Below are 18,511 nucleotides of genomic sequence, written 5' to 3' on the forward strand. Positions count from 1 at the left end.
TAATAACCCGCCAAACTGACCGCCGCATTCTACATGCCGGCCGACAGAAATCCCAGCCGCAGCGCGCTCTGCGCTTAAGTAATGTTATCCCCTCGTACGTCATCAAGCGTCAATAACCCCTGACCGCCCTTAACCCAGCCTGCGTAAACCGCCGTAAAGATGCGTAAATTATGAATCAAATAATTTGAACAACATACTCAGCATTATCAGATTTTAAATCCCTACGGATGCTTTATTATTCAACACATCGGAAGCATACGCCTTCCAACCTAAACAAACAGACTGGAGTCTCTCATGAAAAGCATCAAATATTTTGCAGCAGCAGCCGTTATCGCCATGACCTCTTTCGCTACCTTCGCCGCTGAACCGGTGGATCAGCAACAGGCCAGCAGCCTGACCGCTTCAGGCGTCGTTTCCGCCGGTCATGCCACTACCCTGAGTGGCCTGGAAGCCAAACTGGCCGCTAAAGCCGACGCCCAAGGCGCCAGCAGCTACCGCATCATTTCTGCCGGTGGTAACAACATGCTGAGTGGTACCGCAGTTATCTACAAATAAGCTATTAGGTATAGGGCCCGGCACGCCGGGCTTTACTTTATTTCCCCCGCCAGATCGTTCGCTATTCCCGCACCGTAATGTTACAAAAATATTAAATTTTTATTACACACTAGACTCTCTCCCCATAGTGGCTTAGCTTGAAGGCAATCCTCCCGCAGAAAGGCTTCAAAATGAGCGAGATATCTACATTAACCATTAAAATTCCTCTGGAACTCAAAGAAAAAATTCGTGCCATTGCTGCCGATAATCAACTCTCTCTGAGTGCCGAGGTTTGCCAGCGTCTAGAAAGCAGCTTCGATCTTCCGACCAAAGCGGAAAAAACCGCTAAAAAAGCAGCCGAGTTGCATCATGGCGAAATCGATAATCAGGGGATTGAAGAAGAAGTTGAGCAACCGCTGAATCAGAAAGAGTTGAAGAAGCTGCGTCAGCTGTTGAAAGGTAGCGCGAAGACCGGCAAGAAAAAATAAGTCGGTTTAGTGATCATAAGAAAACGGGGCCTGATTAGGCCCCGTTTTTTATTGTCGTTATTGTCCGTCCAACCCGCGGATCGGCTTAACCGATGACCAGGCCCGACATGACGGGCAATGCCAATACAGCGAGTGAGCGGTAAAACCGCATTTATGACAGCGGTAGCGCGGCTTGGTCCGAATTTGCTCACCGACCATATCGCGCAGCAGTAACAGACTCTCTTTGGCACGACCATCTTCCGCATCCGCCAGGTGATAATCCATCAGGCGGTAAAATACTCGCATGGTCGGGTGGCGCTGTAGCTGCCGGTTGATATACACCTGCACCACGTCACGCCCTTCATGCTGCTCAATTATTTCCGCCAGCATCAGTTCTGCAGTAGCGCCGGTATTCTCTTCCACGCAGCGCTTGAGAAAGTCCGCCCAACCCTGCTGCTGTTCCAGATGCTGGTAACACTCTTGCAGCATCGGCAGGGTTTCGCTGACCAGTTCTTTATCCTGATTCAGTACGCGCTGTAGCGACTCAACCGCCTTGGCGTACTCACCCTGGGCCATATAAATACGTCCCACCATGATAGATACACGCGCACACTGATTGTCTGCCGAAGCCGCGCGTTTCAATAATCCCATCGCCTTATCGAGATCGTCGCTGCCCATCGCCTGCAAGGCCAGTTCGCAATAAAAATGTGCGATCTCGACGCGCTGTTTGTCTTTGCCTAATTTGACCAGTTTTTCCGCCACGTCGATGGCTTTCAGCCAGTCGCTGGTGGCCTGATGGATCGCCAACAGCTGCTGTAGCGCAGAAAGACGGAAATCCTCTTCGCCAACCAGTTGGCCAAACATGTCTTCGGCACGATCGTACATGCCAGCGGCCATGTAGTCGCGGCCCAGCTGTTGCACGGCCAGCAAACGTTGTTCGAAGGTCAGGGAAGCGCTTTCCATCAGCGCCTGATGGATGCGGATAGCGCGGTCGACTTCACCACGCGAACGGAACAGGTTACCCAGCGTCAGGTGGGCTTCAACGGTGTTGCTGTCCTCTTTCAACATATCAAGGAACAGATCGACCGCTTTATCCTGCTGGTTGGAGAGCAGGAAGTTAACCCCGGCCACGTACTCGCGCGACAGACGGTTGGCTTCCTGTTGTTTATCCTGTTGAGCACTTCTGCGCCCCATGTACCATCCGTACGCGGCAGCCACGGGCAGCAACAGAAACAGCAGCTCTAACATAGAAGATTATTCCTTGCTGACAACGGACTGAGCTGCCGGCTCAGCAGGTTGTTCAAGCTGCAGTTCCAGCCTTTTGATTTTGCGTTCGGCACGCCCCAGCGCAATACGGGTGCGCAGATAAAACAGGCCGCAAATGACCCAACCGAGAACAAAACCGGCGCCAAACAACGCCGCCAACAGAGTCGATACGCGATAGTCGCCCTGCGCAACCAGATAGTTAAAACTCACCACCTGATCGTTATGCGCGCCCAACGTGACAGAAATCACGAAGATCACCAGAACTAACAAAAAAATCAGCAAATATTTCACATTCTTTCCCGCGATGCCGAGTTAATCGGATGAACTATGCCAATACGTGGCGTCCCTAACTAATAAGTTAGCATTTCCCGTCGTAGCAGGGAAACCCTGAGGCACGATAAAACCATATATATGCTGGCATATTCGACAGTAAACGGCACTCCCGGACAAATTTATGAGAGAGCGTCTCAAAATAATAGATTAATCAAGATATGGGGGCATTAGTGCGAATTGCAATGAAGGTCTTATGTAAGCGGTTAATACGGCGCCATCCCGACGCCGTTAAAAGTGACGCGGTCACCTAATGCTTATGGGTCAGGGTTCTTTCCGCAATTTCCTGTTGCTCCTGCGGAGGCGGTGTCAAAGGCCCGAACCAGCGTTGCACCAGCCAACAGGCCAGGGTCACCAACAGCCAACTGATCAAGGTCGCCACCGCCAGATCACGCGGCCAATGCATCCCCAGCAACAAACGGCTCCCCATCACCCCTACTGCCCAAACCATCAGTATCGCCACGGTCTTGTAATGCCTACGCGGCCACAGCAACCCCACGCCCAGCAGCGCCCAACTGGCGGCAAACATGGTATGGCCCGAAGGAAACGCAAAACCGGTCTCAAACTGCCAATGTTCGCGCAACCATACGGGCACCAGCGGCTGGTCCTGCAGTTGCTCTTTGACCAACGCCCCCCGCTCTTTGCGCTTGAGTGAGTAGAAGTACTTTTCATCAATCTGATGGGCTGATTCCAGCCACAGCACGAAAGGCCGTGGCTCTTGTACCCGGTCCTTGATAAAGGACTTCACGCCCTGGCCAATCATTATCGACGCGCTGAGCAGCACCAGCAGGCCAATGGCCGGCTTGATGCGAAAACGCAGGCACCACAGGAACCAGGCGCAAAGAATGATATTGGTGATAATGCCCCAGGGGGAAGTGACCGTTTCGGTCAGCCAGTACAGACCTTTCAGAAGGCGTCCGTCGCCCCCCGGTTGCCATTGCCAGCCGGAAAGCCACACCGCCAAAGGCATCAGCAACAGAACTATTGCCCCTGCGGCCGTACGTTTTGCTATCTCAAACATTCCTATCGTCCTTTGCTTAAGCCAATTTGCAGTGTAACAATCTTGCAATATCGATAACACTCTAAAAATTAAACAGATAAAAAACCTATCGCAATAATAGTTGGCTGAAAACGCCGGATGCTGGTTTGCTGAGCACCGCAGGGCAAGAAGTTATGGCAAAATAGCCGATAATTAACGAAATGCCGATCGTCGTTGCGCATTTTAATACTGGTCAGTTCACCGAACCGGAAGTAGGATGCGCAACCATGATTGAATCGGATGTATTTGTGGAGAGCAACATGCAGCTTAAACGGGTGGCAGAGGCCAAATTGCCAACACCTTGGGGCGATTTCCTGATGGTAGGATTCGAAGAACTGGCTACCGGACACGACCATTTGGCGCTGGTGTTCGGTGATATCTCTGGCGCGATGCCGGTACTCTCACGCGTACATTCTGAGTGTCTGACCGGTGATGCATTATTCAGCCTGCGCTGCGACTGCGGTTTTCAGTTGGAAGCTGCGCTGGAGCATATCGCAGAAGAAGGTCGCGGTATCCTGCTCTACCATCGTCAGGAAGGTCGCAATATCGGTTTGCTGAATAAAATCCGCGCTTATGCATTGCAGGACAAAGGCGCTGATACGGTAGAGGCCAATCATCAGTTGGGCTTTGCCGCCGATGAGCGCGACTTCACCCTGTGCGCCGACATGTTCAAGCTGTTGGGCGTGGATGCGGTACGCTTGCTGACCAACAACCCGAAAAAGGTTGAGATCCTGACGGAAGCCGGCATCAACATCACCGAGCGCGTGCCGCTGATCGTTGGCCGCAATCCGAAGAACGAACGTTACCTGGCCACCAAGGCAGCCAAAATGGGCCATTTGCTGGACCAGAAGTAATTTCCCTGCGGGAAAAAATCAGGGCGCCGAATAAGGCGCCCTTTTTTATTACAGCATTTTCCTGATCACATAGTGCAGGATACCGTCGTTTTCATAGTAAGTGAGCTCGTTGCCAGTATCGATACGACAACGGGTATTCACCACTTCCTTGCGCCCGTCGGCATAGGTGATATGTACCGGCACCGTCTGCCCCGGCTGCAGCGTTTGCAGCCCGCTGACGCTGATCTGCTCGTCACCGCTCAGCCCCAGCGTTTTGCGCGTCACGCCTGCCGGGAATTCCAGCGGCAGAATGCCCATCCCAATCAGGTTAGAACGGTGAATACGTTCAAAGGATTCGGCAATAACCACCCGAACACCCAGCAACCGTGGCCCCTTCGCCGCCCAGTCACGGCTGGAGCCTGAACCGTATTCTTTACCGGCAATCACCGCCAACGGCACGCCTTCTTGTTGATACTGCATGGCGGCGTCATAGATCGACAACTGATTCTGCGACGGAATATGGCGCGTGTAGCCCCCTTCGACACCCGGCACCATTTCGTTACGGATACGAATATTGGCAAAGGTGCCACGCATCATCACTTCATGGTTACCACGGCGAGAGCCGTAGGAGTTAAAATCCTGCGCCGCAACGCCATGATCGCTCAGATAACGTCCCGCCGGGCTGTCACGCTTGATATTCCCCGCTGGAGAGATATGGTCGGTGGTCACCGAGTCGGCCAGGATCGCCAGAATGCGCGCATCCTTGATATCCTGCACCGGATCCGGCTTCACCTTCATGGTGCTGAAGAATGGCGGATGCCGGATATAGGTAGAATCGCCCTGCCATTGGTAGGTGGCCGAGCCGGCAACCTGAATCGACTGCCAGTTGGCGTCACCGTCAAATACCGCGCCGTATTCCTTATGGAACATCTCAGTGCGAACTTCTTCCACCGCCTGGGCAATATCTTTGCTGCTCGGCCAGATATCCTTCAGATAGACCGGCTGCCCGTCGTGACCTTCGCCCAGAGGCTCTTTGGTCAGATCAATCTTCATGCTGCCAGCCAGCGCATAAGCGACCACCAGCGGCGGTGAAGCCAACCAGTTGGTTTTAACCAGTGGATGGATACGACCTTCAAAGTTACGGTTGCCGGATAGCACCGCCCCTACGGTCAAATCACCCTCTTTAATCGCCTGCTCGATCGGATCAGGCAATGGCCCGGAGTTACCGATACAGGTGGTACAGCCGTAACCGACCAGATTAAAACCGAGTTCCTCCAGGTAGGAGGTCAGTTTGGCGCTGTCAAAATAGTCAGTCACCACTTTGGACCCCGGTGCCAACGAGGTTTTCACCCAAGGCTTGGTTCGCAAACCTTTGTTAACCGCGTTCTTCGCCAACAGGCCGGCTGCCATCATTACGCTGGGGTTCGAGGTGTTGGTGCAAGAAGTAATGGCCGCGATAACCACCGCGCCGTTATGCAGCTCATGCTGCTGTTGGTTCAAAGTGAAGGTTTTGAATTCGGACTTGCGATGCTGATTGCCGATCTCGAGTTCTGTCGCGGCGTTGAACGCCTTAGGCACGTCCGGCAGCGCCACGCGATCCTGAGGGCGCTTCGGCCCTGCCAGGCTGGCGACCACCGTCGACATATCCAACGCCAACGTGCTGGTAAACACCGGTTCATCGCCCGGGTTACGCCACATGCCTTGCGCTTTGGCATAGGCTTCTACCAGTGCGATTTGCTCGTCGCTACGGCCACTGAGTTTCATGTAACCCAGCGTCACTTCGTCCACCGGGAAGAAGCCGCAGGTCGCGCCAAACTCTGGCGACATGTTGGCAATGGTTGCCCGGTCGGCCAACGGCAGGTCTGCCAGGCCGTCACCGTAAAACTCGACAAATTTTCCCACCACGCCGTGTTTTCGCAGCATTTGGGTCACGGTCAACACCAGATCGGTGGCGGTAATGCCTTCGCTCAGCTTACCGGTCAGTTTAAAGCCCACCACGTCAGGGATCAGCATAGACACCGGTTGACCCAACATCGCCGCTTCGGCTTCAATACCGCCCACACCCCAGCCCAGAATGCCCAGACCGTTGATCATGGTGGTGTGAGAATCGGTACCGACCAGGGTATCCGGGTAAGCGATACGCTGCCCGCTCTCGTCCGTGTGCCATACGGTTTGGCCGAGATACTCCAGGTTGACCTGGTGGCAGATACCGGTGCCCGGCGGCACAACGCGGAAGCGGTTAAAGGCTTTTTGCCCCCAACGCAGGAAGGTGTAACGCTCGTGGTTGCGCTCCATTTCAATGCGCACGTTTTCTTCAAAAGCGTCGTCATCGCCGAACTCATCAACGGTGACCGAGTGGTCAATCACCAAATCGACCGGTGACAGCGGGTTGACCTGGTCAACGTTCCCGCCTAACCGCTGCACCGCTTCACGCATCGCAGCCAAATCTACGACCGCAGGCACTCCGGTAAAATCCTGCATCAGCACGCGGGCCGGACGGTAGGCAATCTCACGATCGGCATGGCCCGTTTGCAACCAGCCAACAATAGCTTTCAGATCGTCAACCTGCACGGTGTCGCCATCCACATGGCGCAGCAAGTTTTCCAACAGTACTTTCATTGATTTTGGCAGTCGGTCGATGTTGCCCAACTGTTTTGCCGCCAATGGCAGGCTGAAATAGCCATACTCAGTATTGAGCGCCACCAGCTTATCCATACTCGTTTCACGAAGATCGGACGACATAGCTCCTCCATTTCTTATTATGTCTAAAACAGGGTAATCACTGAGGTCTTATTTAAAGATAACACAAAGATGACGTAACGTTTTGATAACAACACGTTTTGATCATAACGATAGGCAAGAACAATCAACGGAGGTAAGTACTTGTTCGGGCAGCGGATTAGCGCGGAAACGACCCTAAACTGGTCGGATATGTGGCACAGGCAAGACCAAAGGAAGGGATTACCCTCCCGTCTTGGCAAACACGGCGAGTCAGGAAAGGTCAAAAAATGAAGGTTTCTACGGGATGGGATTTATTTAGGCCAGGGGCTTAGATCAACCAGCAGACCAATGAACCCACCAACAGCCAGAACAAACCACTGATCATGAACACGGCTTGCCAAGCTTTACGTCTAATGTCCTTATCGTTCACACCAACATCCCTGTATCCAAACAAACAGAGGGGGATTATGGATCACATTGAACGACGGCCATATCAGGGAAATCTCATGCCAGGCATTTCCACCTCAATATGGCGCTCGTACCAACACTGAAAAAGGCTTAATATTCAGCAGGTTTAAATCTCGTCGGGACATGGCATAAAATGCAAACTGTTTGCCGGCCGAGATCCAACGGCAATACTCCCGCGTCCAGGTCTACACTTTTCGACGGTGGTGGAGGCATAATTTAAGCTTAAGGAGACGCAGTGGCATTTTTGGGATTCGTCAGTGAACAAGAGTGTCGAGGCTGGCAAGATGCTTCGGCTTATCTTCCCGCGTTCAGTTTTTATGAAAAACACCAGTCAGAACCTATCGACGCTGCACCCGAAGCCATTATTCAAGCGGTGTTATCACTGGATATGGCGGAAGACCCGATCATCCGCAGGCTGCTGATGCTACGCCAACTGCCGGGTACGGTGCGCCAACGGCTCTTCAAAACCGAGCTCACCACGCCGCCAGCGGCCTTTGGCTTCGACACCTTTACCCTGCTCCATCAGGACAGCCATGAAGTCTCGCTTGGGCTGGCCGGGCGTTTTTGGCGGCCTATGTTGGGCGTCAATAAACTGGCAACTGCAGAGGATTTTCACCAATTTAACGACCAGAAAGCCGCAAAACTGGTGTTGCGTTTTAAGGTTATCCCGGAGGCTTCCGGGCTCGCTATGCTGCGTACCGAAACCTTTATCTGGTGCCCGACATCGCAGGTTAAAGCGCGGCTTGCCGGCTATTGGGCGATGATCCGTCCCGCCAGCGGGTGGATCCGACGGCGCACCCTGCTTTCAGTACAGCGTAAACTGGCAAAAGGCGGTTAACTGAGCGCTAAAGCCTGAATGGAGAAAGTCAGTAAGAGGGGAAAGCAGGAGAGAACGTGCCTCTCCTGCTGCATAAATCTTTTTGCTAGTCGTTAGATTACCGGCTTATTTTTCCGGCAGCTTGATGTCCTTGAACATCGCTTCGATCTCTTCGTTGGAACGCAGTGCAACCGCGTTGTCGACCACGTCACGCGTCAGGTGTGGCGCAAAACGCTGGATAAAATCGTACATATAGCTGCGCAGGAAGGTGCTGCGACGGAAGCCGATTTTGGTGGTGCTGTAGGTGAAGATATCTCGAGCATCCACCGTCACCAGATCCGGGTCTTGTATCGGGTCCACCGCCATGCTGGCGATCACACCCACCCCAAGGCCCAGACGCACGTATGTTTTAATCACGTCGGCATCGGTAGCCGTAAATACGATGCGCGGTGTCAGTCCGGCACGGTTGAATGCCGTATCCAACTCAGAGCGGCCGGTGAAGCCGAAGGTATAGGTCACGATCGGGTAAGCTGCCAGTTCTTCGATGGTAATGTGGCTTTTACCGGCTAAAGGATGATCGGGTTTCACCACTACCGCGCGGTTCCAGTGATAGCACGGCAGCATGATTAAATCGTCGTAGAGGTGCAGCGCTTCAGTGGCAATGGCGAAATCTGCCGTGCCTTTGGAGACGGCTTCCGCAATTTGCGTCGGCGATCCCTGATGCATGTGCAGAGAGACTCGCGGATAGCGCTCAATAAAGCCTTTAATGACGTTAGGCAGCGCGTAGCGCGCCTGGGTGTGGGTGGTCGCCACGTACAACGAGCCTTTGTCCGGGTAGGTATGCTCGCCGGCGACGGCTTTGATCGCATCCACTTTGGACAAAACTTCACGCGCAATACGGATGATTTCCAATCCTGCTGGCGTTACCTGAGTCAGGTGCTTGCCACTGCGGGCGAAAATCTGGATACCCAGCTCATCTTCCAGCATCCGTACCTGCTTACTGATGCCGGGCTGTGAGGTGTAAAGCCCTTCTGCCGTCGAGGAGACATTCAGGTTGTGGTTAACCACTTCCACGATGTAACGAAGCTGCTGCAATTTCATATCTTATACCATCCTAGGTTAAACACTGCGTTGAGCCGCAGCCAGGTATATCGGTGTCGCCCCGGTATGCTGAAAACTAATAAGCCATGAACACAGTGTTTCACTCAGATGCTGAAGAAACCGCCGTTGCTAATAAGCTTTAATCATAAAAAAACTTTTTATATAACCACTATATCACGCTACAGCTTCAAGTATAGATCCGCGTCACACTATGGTAACGATTATTTTGCATTGCGATCAACGCGAAACCCCAGCGCCAGGATGGAAAAAACAGCAAAGAATAGATCTGTTCACCGGCTTTAGCCAATAAAAAACCAGCCACGGGGGCTGGTTTTTTCATGTTGCATTCAGGCTGTAAATTTACTTTTTGCCTTCAACCCACTTGCCATCGATGTAGAAAGCGGACCATCCGGTGGCTTTGCCGTCTTTCTCCGAAGAGACATACTGCTGTTTGGTTTTACGGCTGAAACGCACCATGGTTTTGTTGCCTTCCGCATCCGTTACCGGCGCATCTGCCAGATAACGCAGTTTTTCAGGCAGGCGATCCTTGAAGCGAGCCAGTTCTTCCACCAATGGCGCACGGGTTTCGCGCGATTTAGGGAAGGTATTGGCCGCCAGGAACACCCCGGCTGCGCCGTCACGCAGAACAAAGTAAGCATCCGACTTTTCGCACGGCAGTTCCGGCAATGGAACCGGATCTTCCTTCGGTGGTGCAACATCACCGTTACGCAGGATCTTGCGGGTGTTTTTGCAGTTCTCGTTGGTGCATCCCATGTACTTGCCGAAGCGCCCCATTTTCAGGTGCATTTCGGAACCACATTTATCGCACTCCACTACCGGGCCGTCATAGCCTTTCAGGCGGAATTCGCCCTCTTCGATCTCGTAGCCGTCACACGCTGGGTTATTACCGCACACGTGCAGCTTGCGCTGGTTATCGATCAGGTAGCTGTCCATCGCCGTGCCGCATTTCTGGCAACGACGGCGGGCACGCAATGCGTTGGTTTCCGCATCATCCCCTTCGAGAACGTTCAGCACTTCCGTTTCCGGCACCAGGTTAATGGTGGTTTTGCAGCGTTCTTTCGGCGTCAGCGCATAGCCGGAACAGCCCAGGAACACGCCGGTGCTGGCGGTACGAATGCCCATCTTGCGACCGCAGGTCGGGCAGTCAATGCTGGTCATCACCATCTGATTCGGGCGCATACCGCCTTCTTCAGGATCTTTTTCCGCCGTTTCCAGCTGTTCGCTGAATTCGGCAAAGAATTCATCCAGCACCGCTTTCCACTCGGCGTGGTTGTTCGCTACCTGGTCCAGACCATCTTCCATGCGGGCGGTGAAGTCATAGTTCATCAGCTCGCGGAAGTTTTCTTCCAGACGGTCAGTAACGATCTCGCCCATTTTTTCGGCGTAGAAACGGCGGCTTTCGACCCGCACATAGCCACGATCCTGAATGGTTGAGATAATCGAAGCGTAGGTAGATGGGCGGCCGATACCGCGTTTTTCCAGCTCTTTTACCAACGAGGCTTCACTGTAACGTGCAGGTGGTTTGGTAAAGTGCTGGCTTGGGATCAGCTTTTGCAGTTCCAGCTCGCTGCCCACTTCTACATACGGCAAGGTGCGGTCTTCATCGCCCTTGCGCAGCGCAGGCATCACTTTGGTCCAGCCATCGAAACGCAGCGTACGGCCTTTGGCGCGCAACAGGTAATCAGCGGCTTTAACCGACAGCGTGGTGGAGTCGTACTGCGCCGGGGTCATCTGGCAGGCGACAAACTGGCGCCAAATCAGCTGATACAGTTTTTGCGCATCCGCTTCCATGTCTTTCAACTGTTCGGCCAGCACGTTCACATCCGAAGGACGGATAGCTTCATGCGCTTCCTGCGAGTTTTCTTTGCTGCTGTACTGATTCGGCGCTTTCGGCAGGTACTTGTCACCGAAGTTTTCGCCGATGTAACCCCGCACCATGTTGAGCGCATCCTGGCTCAGGTTGGTGGAGTCGGTACGCATATAGGTAATGTGACCGGCTTCATACAGACGCTGAGCCATCATCATGGTTTTCTTCACGCCAAAGCTCAGACGGGTACTGGCTGCCTGCTGCAACGTGGAAGTAATGTAAGGTGCACCCGGCTTGCTGCTGGTCGGTTTGTCTTCGCGATCCAGTACCGTATAGCGGGCTTTTTCCAGCAGTTTAAGCGCGGCGTGAGTCTGCTCGCGATTAACCGGCTTGAAAGGTTTGTCGTGGGCATGCGTAACTTCCATTTGCAGCGCGGTATCGCCCTTCGCTAACAAATCGGCGTGCAATTCCCAATATTCTTCCGGCACGAAGGCTTTGATATCGCGTTCACGCTCTACCACCAGCCGTACCGCAACGGATTGCACACGCCCAGCAGACAGGCCTCGGGCAATTTTCTTCCACAGCAGTGGCGAAACCATGTAACCCACAACGCGGTCCATAAAACGACGCGCCTGCTGTGCGTTAACACGATCGATATTCAGCTCACCCGGCTGTTTGAACGCATTTTGGATCGCGTTCTTGGTAATTTCGTTAAACACCACGCGGCTAAAGCGTTTGTCGTCACCCCCAATCACTTCCCGCAGGTGCCAGGCAATGGCTTCCCCTTCGCGGTCAAGGTCGGTTGCGAGATAAATGTGGTCAGCGTTTTCCGCTAACGACTTTAACTCGGCGACAACTTTTTCTTTACCCGGCAGAATTTCATATTGCGCTTCCCAGCCATGGTAAGGATCGACGCCCATCCGATTTACCAGCGCCGTCTTCTCATCTTTTTTAACTTTCTTCTTGGCTTTGTTTTCGGTTGAGTCAGCGCTCTTTTTGCTGGCTGAGCCACTGGTCGGCAAATCACGGATATGACCGACGCTGGACTTCACCACGTAGTCATTACCTAAGTATTTATTAATAGTTTTGGCTTTTGCCGGGGACTCAACTATTACGAGAGCTTTACCCATATTTACCTTTACCTAATTTTATTTCTTCTAAAAAGAAGTCTTTTATCTCGCCGTGCCGCAGCGATTCATATCTCTTTTTTATATTGCGGCAGTCTGGCAAGAGATCAACATGTTTTTTTCTGTTGGCTGCTTAACTGCTCAACCTGAACGCAAGTTGTTGATCCTGCCTGCTATTCACCCATGCCCCAGAAGTATGGCTGTGTGAGACTCATTTATGGCGTAAACAAAACCTTCCACCCGACGCCGCAAAATCCCACACTGTACCTGATAAAAAGCGTCACGCAACCTAATTAGCACGGAAAGGCAGATTTCGCCAATCGGCAGATACCGCTAGCCATCCAGACGGCAAATAAACCTTAGTCTGTTTGCGGATAAATGCGAACTGACGTTAGAATATGAGCAGAATTTATGTTTGGAGTGTAATAAATGCGCGCTAATACCTTACCCATTGATCGTGAAACCTTACTGCAAGAAGCAAATAACCTGATTCGCCAGCACGATGATTATCTGCATGGCATGGTTGCTACCGATGTTGAACAAAAAGGCAGCGTTTTAGTTTTTCGCGGAGAATTCTTTTTAGATCCTGATGGATTGCCAACGGCAAAAACTACCGCAGTATTTAATATGTTTAAACACCTGGCTCACGTGTTTTCTGAGAAATACCATTTGGTCGATTAAGCATAAAAAAAAGGGGGGTTCAGCCCCCCTGCTATTTAATCGCTACGCTTAAAGCAGCGGTTTTTCCCCGCGCTGCCACCAACGTAACAGCAGACGATCGACACTTTCGGCCGCGCTGCCGGTAAAACGATCCATCAGGCGTTTACGACGTGCATAGCGCACCCCCACCACCTCGTGATTTTCCATTTCAGCAATCAGCAGATCGTCACTGGTGCCAATTGCATCAACCAACCCTTTTTCTTTCGCCTGGGTCCCGAACCAGTGTTCACCGGTCGCCACGCTGTCGATATCCAGCGATGGGCGCTGCTGATGCACAAACTCTTTAAACAGTTCGTGGGTTTCATTCAGATCTTCACGGAACTTCTCACGCCCCTGCTCGGTGTTTTCACCAAACAGCGTCAATGTGCGTTTGAACTCGCCGGCGGTGTGCAACTCCACATCGATATCATTCTTTTTCAGCAAGCGGTGGAAGTTCGGGATTTGCGCCACGACGCCGATCGAACCAATGATGGCAAAGGGCGCGGCCACAATGCGATCCGCCACGCAGGCCATCATGTAACCGCCGCTGGCGGCGACTTTGTCTACCGCGACCGTCAGGCGAATGCCGCCGGCACGCAAACGGGCCAACTGCGATGAAGCCAGCCCGTAGCCATGAACCACCCCGCCCGGGCTTTCCAACCGCAGCAGAACTTCATCTTGCGGCGTCGCCACGGCCAGCACCGCGGAAACTTCCTCGCGCAGTGAAGTCACTTCATGGGCATCCATGCTGCCTTTGAAATCCAGCACGTAAAGACAAGGTTTGGTGGCTTCCACCGCTCCGGCTTTGGCACGCTGCTTCTTCAGTTTATCGTCGGCTTTGGTCTGCTTTTTAAACTGCTTGCTCCAGGCCTTTTGTTCCGCTTCGCCCATCCGCGCCAAACGCATATCGCGCTGCATGTCCCGGTATTGTTCTCCGAGGTCGGTAAGCTGCAGTTCCCCTTTGTGTCGGGCTTTGCGTTGCCCAAGGCTGACCGCCAGCAACGCCAGCGCGGCGATGGCAATCACAACCGTCGCGACTTTGGCCAGAAACAGGCCGTAAACAGATATAAACTCCACAGATTCCGCCTTTATTAACAGGTTGTTAGTACTATCTCATTCATTCTAGCCAACCGAAGCGGTGGCTGTCGCGACTAAATAAAAATTCCTTGTGCGGCCTCTTTACTATGTGGGCGGGTTTTGGCTTAACCAAGCTGGCCCCCTGCCATTTTTGTTACAAAAGAATGCCGTTTCTGCCGCCTAATCATTGAAAATACGATCCATTTAAGGCATATAACACGGATTATTCATCAAGATGATGATCCAAATTCGCTGCGGGGCCTACATGCGGTCGAGCCTTTGCTCCTGTCATGGCCCCTCAATCCACCCCCTCCCCGATGCAAGCGGGAGACCAGCCACCAAGGCGCGAGGAATTATTGTGCATTACCAACCCAAGCAGGATCTGTTGCAACAACGTATTATTCTGGTCACCGGCGCCGGTGACGGCATCGGCCGCGAAGCCGCACTCACCTATGCCAAATTTGGCGCACAATTAGTGCTGTTGGGCCGCACCGAAAGCAAACTAAAGGCGGTACAGGCCGAAATCGCCAAACTCAGTGACGCCCCCACTTACACCATCACGCTGGACCTGCTGCATACTACGCAAGAGCAGTGCCAACAGGTGGCGAATGAGCTGGCAACCCGCGTCCCGCGTCTCGACGGCGTGTTGCACAATGCCGGCCTGCTGGGTGACATCGCCCCGATGGCCGAGCTGTCAATGACGATGTGGAACGAGGTGATGCAAGTGAACGTCAATGCGACCTTTATGCTCACCCAGGCGCTGCTGCCTCTGCTGTTGAAATCCCCCGCCGGATCGCTGGTGTTTACCAGTTCCAGCGTTGGCCGCACCGGGCGTGCCAACTGGGGCGCCTACGCCGTGTCAAAATTCGCCACCGAAGGCATGATGCAGGTGCTGGCCGATGAATACAAAAATCGCAATCTGCGGGTAAATTGCATCAATCCGGGCGGAACTCGCACCCAAATGCGCGCATCTGCGTTTCCTGACGAAGACAAAAGCAAGCTGAAAACCCCGGCTGACATCATGCCGCTTTACCTCTATTTGATGGGGGATGACAGCCGCCGTAAAACCGGTATGAGTTTCGATGCTCAACCTAACCGTAAACCCGGCGCGGCCGAATAAAAGGGGCTTTATCATGGCTGAAGATCGCCACCAACAACGACAACAGCGCCTTAAAGAGCAGGTGGATGCGCGCATTGCTGCTGCTCAGGTAGCGCGGGGGCTGCTGCTGGTATTCACCGGCAACGGTAAAGGTAAAACCACTGCGGCGTTTGGCACCGTGACCCGGGCCGTTGGCCACGGGATGAAAGCTGGCGTCATTCAGTTCATCAAGGGTGAATGGCCGAACGGTGAGAAAAATCTGCTGCAACAGCACGGCGTCGAGTTTCAGGTGATGGCGACCGGCTTTACCTGGGAAACACAGGATAAGGCCAGCGATACCGCCGCCTGTCAGGCCGTATGGCAACACGGCAAACGTATGCTGGCAGACAGCAGCCTGGATCTGGTGCTGCTGGACGAACTGACCTATATGGTCAGCTACGGCTACCTTGAACTGGATGAGCTACTGGAAGCGCTACGACAACGTCCTGCGCACCAGACGGTGATCATCACCGGGCGTGGCTGCCATCGTGATTTGTTGGAGCTGGCGGATACGGTGACCGAGATGCGGCCGGTGAAGCACGCGTTTGACGCGGGTATCAAGGCACAACAGGGGATTGACTGGTAACGAAAAGAAAAACGCCGCAGCCCGAATGGGCTACAGCGTGATAATCAGCTGCGTTTGCTTGGTTTGCCCGGCTTGCTGCCCGCAGCACTGCGGCGACCGCTTCCAGCCACCTGGGTGTGACGCTTAACGGCACGACGGATCTGGTTAGCCTTCACACGGCGACGCTCGCGCTCAACAGGCATCTTGCTGACGGTTTCAGGCTTGAGGTCAACCAGTTCGCGCAGGTAGTTGATCGCCGGCAATTCCAGTTCGGTCCAACCGCCACGAGGAATGCCTTTTGGCAGGTCGATATCGCCGTAACGCACACGGATCAGGCGGCTAACCTGGACGCCAACGGCTTCCCACAGACGACGAACCTCGCGGTTACGCCCTTCGGTCAGGGTTACGTTGTACCACTGGTTTATGCCTTCGCCACCCTGGAAAGTGATGGTGCGGAAAGCCGCCGGGCCATCTTCCAGTTGAACGCCTTTGCTTAGCTGCTTCACTTTTTCGTCGTCAATCTGGCCAAATACGCGCACGGCATATTCACGCTCAACTTCACGACTTGGGTGCATCAGGCGGTTAGCCAGTTCACCGTCGGTGGTGAACAACAGCAGGCCTGAGGTATTGACGTCCAGGCGCCCTACCGCTACCCAGCGCGAACCACGCAGCTTGGGCAAGCGATCGAAGACCGTCGGGCGACCTTCTGGGTCGCTGCGAGTACACAATTCGCCTTCCGGCTTGTAATAAGCCAGCACGCGGCAAACCGCTTCTTCAGATTCTTTAACCGAAACGACGTGACCATCCAGACGGATTTTCATTGAAGGGGTTACTTCAACGCGATCACCCAGTTTGGCAATTTTACCGTCGACGCTGACGCGCCCGGCTTCAATAATGGTTTCGATTTCACGACGCGAGCCATGACCGGCGCGCGCTAAAACTTTCTGTAACTTTTCGCTCATTGAGCAACCTCTAGTGTCGCCTTCACAGGCGTCGGGGGGATGACCGTCGCGGCGTCAGGCGCCACAGCGGTAACAATACGTTTACTTGGATCGAACCGCGCATTATACAGGCTTTCAATAGGGTTGAAACCCACTTTGTTGTCTGGTCGATTATCGAAAGCTATCGATTGCGTGAGAACTCGCTGAAAAGCGGGTCTGCCCCCGCTTTATAACCTACTCGGAAAACGGATTAATCATCGAGGAAATCGACTACCGCCCGATACACTGCCGCTGGCTGCTCGAGAATACCAAGGTGAGTACGGGCATTCTCCAGCCGCACGACCGAGAAAAATGGATGGTTGGCGGCAAAGCTCTGCTGTTGCCGCAAATAGTCTTCGCCACGATCCAGTGAGTAAATATGCCGGCAAGCAGGCGGTGAGGTTAATTCCCCCAGCCGGTTTAGCGGCGAACCGTATTGCCTGTAAGCTTGCTCAATCGCCACGCCGGCGGCCTGCCAAACGCGATAATCCTCCTGCGCCATTTCAACGGTCAAATGCTGTTTTACCTGTGGGTGTTCAATACCGCCCTGCCAGAATGTGAATAAATCATCCCGCGCCGCCAGCCAGTGTTCAGGCCGCTGCATTTGCTGAACGGAATCGAAAAATGCAGGCTCAGGCTGGGTCATGATCCAATCGAGAAACACCATTCCCTGCATCTGCTGCGGCATGTTTTCGGCCAACGCCACCGCTATCCAACTGGCGTGCGCTACCGACAGCGTCACAAACCGCTCCACTTGCAACTCAAGCAGCAATTGCTGGAGATCTGCCAGCAGATCCTGTGCGCCAAGGGAGAGTCCGGCATCACGATCAGACAGGGCGTGCCCCCGCCAGTCGAGGCTGATCACCCGATACTTTTGCGACGCCAGTGCGGTAAAGGGGGCAAATACGGTTTTTGGTTCACACCAACCGGGCAGCAGGACCAACGTCAGCGGGCCTGAACCGGAATCATGATAATCGAGAGAAAGGGTGCCATGGCGAAACGCTGTCATTTTGTCTCCTAAACGTCATATCCCCCACGATAAGGGGATTTGTGCATTAGCAGTAAAATGACAGCCTTCGTCAGTTTCATCTATTGGAATAGATGCTAAATAAGGGGCTTCGCACCGAATGAAAAAATACGCACTAAATAAACGCGATTAATGCCGTTCACAGGGATAAGCGGCGGTTAATGCCAGCATAATCACCGAAGGCGCGGAATAGTGAAGCTGTTCCGGGTGTTCATTTAAATACTGCATCACCGCGTCCGCCGCCATCCCCACGCTCATCCCGGCATCCGGACAAATGCTACGATTGCCCTGCATTGAGAAGGTATCGAATACGCCGGCCACATAGCCCATAAACATCCCGCCATCGAGCGCTTCGGCGACGGTAGCCGCTCCGTTCTTATTTTTCACATAGCCGCTGGTTTCCGACAGCAAGGCGCTGCCGGAATAAAACCCCGCGCTGGCCGCAGAGGAAAACAATATGGCCACCAAAAGAGAAATCCGCTTAATCATTGCTA

Annotated in this window: 18 protein-coding genes; 7 read left to right on the forward strand and 11 right to left on the reverse strand. The window is 53.5% G+C overall.

Annotated features, from left to right (window positions below; genetic code table 11):
- The first annotated feature begins 294 nt into the window (after positions 1-294).
- Together bhsA and H0S68_RS13105 are read left to right on the forward strand one after the other, a co-directional pair.
- A complete protein-coding gene (bhsA, locus tag H0S68_RS13100) occupies positions 295-555 on the forward strand; it encodes a multiple stress resistance protein BhsA (RefSeq protein ID WP_048758666.1) in 261 nt (86 codons plus the stop codon).
- Between the two features lie 170 nt (positions 556-725).
- Positions 726-1,022 carry an Arc family DNA-binding protein gene (locus H0S68_RS13105; protein WP_020827125.1) on the forward strand — a complete coding sequence of 99 codons (297 nt, stop codon included), beginning with the start codon at positions 726-728 and terminating at the stop codon, positions 1,020-1,022.
- 57 nt (positions 1,023-1,079) lie between these two features.
- On the opposite strand, the gene lapB is transcribed toward H0S68_RS13105, so the two are convergent.
- The 3 genes from lapB to pgpB all read right to left on the reverse strand — a co-directional run bounded on the left by lapB (position 1,080) and on the right by pgpB (position 3,618).
- Positions 1,080-2,249: a lipopolysaccharide assembly protein LapB gene (gene lapB / locus H0S68_RS13110; RefSeq protein WP_020827126.1), complete on the reverse strand. Its 1,170-nt coding sequence runs from the start codon at positions 2,247-2,249 to the stop codon at positions 1,080-1,082.
- Between the two features lie 6 nt (positions 2,250-2,255).
- On the reverse strand, positions 2,256-2,558 hold the full coding sequence (locus H0S68_RS13115; protein ID WP_020827127.1) for a LapA family protein: 303 nt from the start codon (positions 2,556-2,558) through the stop codon (positions 2,256-2,258).
- Positions 2,559-2,847: 289 nt separating this feature from the next.
- The gene (pgpB, locus tag H0S68_RS13120; RefSeq protein ID WP_130016736.1) at positions 2,848-3,618 is read right to left on the reverse strand and encodes a phosphatidylglycerophosphatase B; all 771 of its coding nucleotides are present in this window, start codon (positions 3,616-3,618) and stop codon (positions 2,848-2,850) included.
- Between the two features lie 278 nt (positions 3,619-3,896).
- Between pgpB and ribA the strand changes: the two genes are divergently transcribed.
- On the forward strand, positions 3,897-4,490 hold the full coding sequence (gene ribA, locus H0S68_RS13125) for a GTP cyclohydrolase II (RefSeq protein WP_410529464.1): 594 nt from the start codon (positions 3,897-3,899) through the stop codon (positions 4,488-4,490).
- A gap of 48 nt (positions 4,491-4,538) precedes the next feature.
- On the opposite strand, the gene acnA is transcribed toward ribA, so the two are convergent.
- Both acnA and H0S68_RS13135 read right to left on the reverse strand, forming a co-directional pair.
- Complete coding sequence (gene acnA / locus H0S68_RS13130) at positions 4,539-7,211, reverse strand: aconitate hydratase AcnA (protein WP_128865181.1); 2,673 nt, start codon at positions 7,209-7,211, stop codon at positions 4,539-4,541.
- Between the two features lie 307 nt (positions 7,212-7,518).
- Positions 7,519-7,575, reverse strand: coding sequence for a hypothetical protein (locus H0S68_RS13135; protein ID WP_313771371.1), 57 nt, complete (start codon positions 7,573-7,575; stop codon positions 7,519-7,521).
- A gap of 318 nt (positions 7,576-7,893) precedes the next feature.
- Between H0S68_RS13135 and H0S68_RS13140 the strand changes: the two genes are divergently transcribed.
- Positions 7,894-8,496 carry a hypothetical protein gene (locus H0S68_RS13140; protein ID WP_410528756.1) on the forward strand — a complete coding sequence of 201 codons (603 nt, stop codon included), beginning with the start codon at positions 7,894-7,896 and terminating at the stop codon, positions 8,494-8,496.
- A 105-nt stretch (positions 8,497-8,601) separates the two neighbouring features.
- Here the strand turns inward: H0S68_RS13140 and cysB are convergent, their stop codons facing one another.
- Positions 8,602-9,576, reverse strand: coding sequence for an HTH-type transcriptional regulator CysB (cysB, locus tag H0S68_RS13145; RefSeq protein WP_020827132.1), 975 nt, complete (start codon positions 9,574-9,576; stop codon positions 8,602-8,604).
- Between the two features lie 360 nt (positions 9,577-9,936).
- The gene (topA, locus tag H0S68_RS13150) at positions 9,937-12,534 is read right to left on the reverse strand and encodes a type I DNA topoisomerase (RefSeq protein WP_020827133.1); all 2,598 of its coding nucleotides are present in this window, start codon (positions 12,532-12,534) and stop codon (positions 9,937-9,939) included.
- 426 nt (positions 12,535-12,960) lie between these two features.
- Between topA and H0S68_RS13155 the strand changes: the two genes are divergently transcribed.
- Positions 12,961-13,212, forward strand: coding sequence for a YciN family protein (locus tag H0S68_RS13155; RefSeq protein ID WP_129982764.1), 252 nt, complete (start codon positions 12,961-12,963; stop codon positions 13,210-13,212).
- Positions 13,213-13,260: 48 nt separating this feature from the next.
- On the opposite strand, the gene sohB is transcribed toward H0S68_RS13155, so the two are convergent.
- Entirely contained in the window at positions 13,261-14,307 is a 1,047-nt protein-coding gene (sohB, locus tag H0S68_RS13160; RefSeq protein WP_020827135.1) for a protease SohB, read from the reverse strand.
- A gap of 358 nt (positions 14,308-14,665) precedes the next feature.
- On the opposite strand from sohB, the gene H0S68_RS13165 reads away from it, so the two are divergent.
- Together H0S68_RS13165 and cobO are read left to right on the forward strand one after the other, a co-directional pair.
- Entirely contained in the window at positions 14,666-15,427 is a 762-nt protein-coding gene (locus H0S68_RS13165) for a YciK family oxidoreductase (RefSeq protein WP_020827136.1), read from the forward strand.
- 13 nt (positions 15,428-15,440) lie between these two features.
- The gene (gene cobO, locus H0S68_RS13170) at positions 15,441-16,031 is read left to right on the forward strand and encodes a cob(I)yrinic acid a,c-diamide adenosyltransferase (RefSeq protein ID WP_187961443.1); all 591 of its coding nucleotides are present in this window, start codon (positions 15,441-15,443) and stop codon (positions 16,029-16,031) included.
- 44 nt (positions 16,032-16,075) lie between these two features.
- Here cobO and rluB read toward each other — a convergent pair whose 3' ends face one another.
- From rluB to H0S68_RS13185, 3 genes are all read right to left on the reverse strand, one after another.
- Positions 16,076-16,972 carry a 23S rRNA pseudouridine(2605) synthase RluB gene (gene rluB, locus H0S68_RS13175; protein ID WP_020827138.1) on the reverse strand — a complete coding sequence of 299 codons (897 nt, stop codon included), beginning with the start codon at positions 16,970-16,972 and terminating at the stop codon, positions 16,076-16,078.
- A gap of 229 nt (positions 16,973-17,201) precedes the next feature.
- Complete coding sequence (locus H0S68_RS13180; protein WP_020827147.1) at positions 17,202-17,999, reverse strand: alpha/beta fold hydrolase; 798 nt, start codon at positions 17,997-17,999, stop codon at positions 17,202-17,204.
- A gap of 147 nt (positions 18,000-18,146) precedes the next feature.
- Positions 18,147-18,506: a Rap1a/Tai family immunity protein gene (locus H0S68_RS13185; RefSeq protein ID WP_020827148.1), complete on the reverse strand. Its 360-nt coding sequence runs from the start codon at positions 18,504-18,506 to the stop codon at positions 18,147-18,149.
- Between the last annotated feature and the right edge of the window lie 5 nt (positions 18,507-18,511).

The sequence above is a fragment of the Serratia sp. AXJ-M genome (genome assembly GCF_046531865.1).
In the GTDB taxonomy this organism is placed as follows: Bacteria; Pseudomonadota; Gammaproteobacteria; order Enterobacterales; family Enterobacteriaceae; genus Serratia; species Serratia liquefaciens.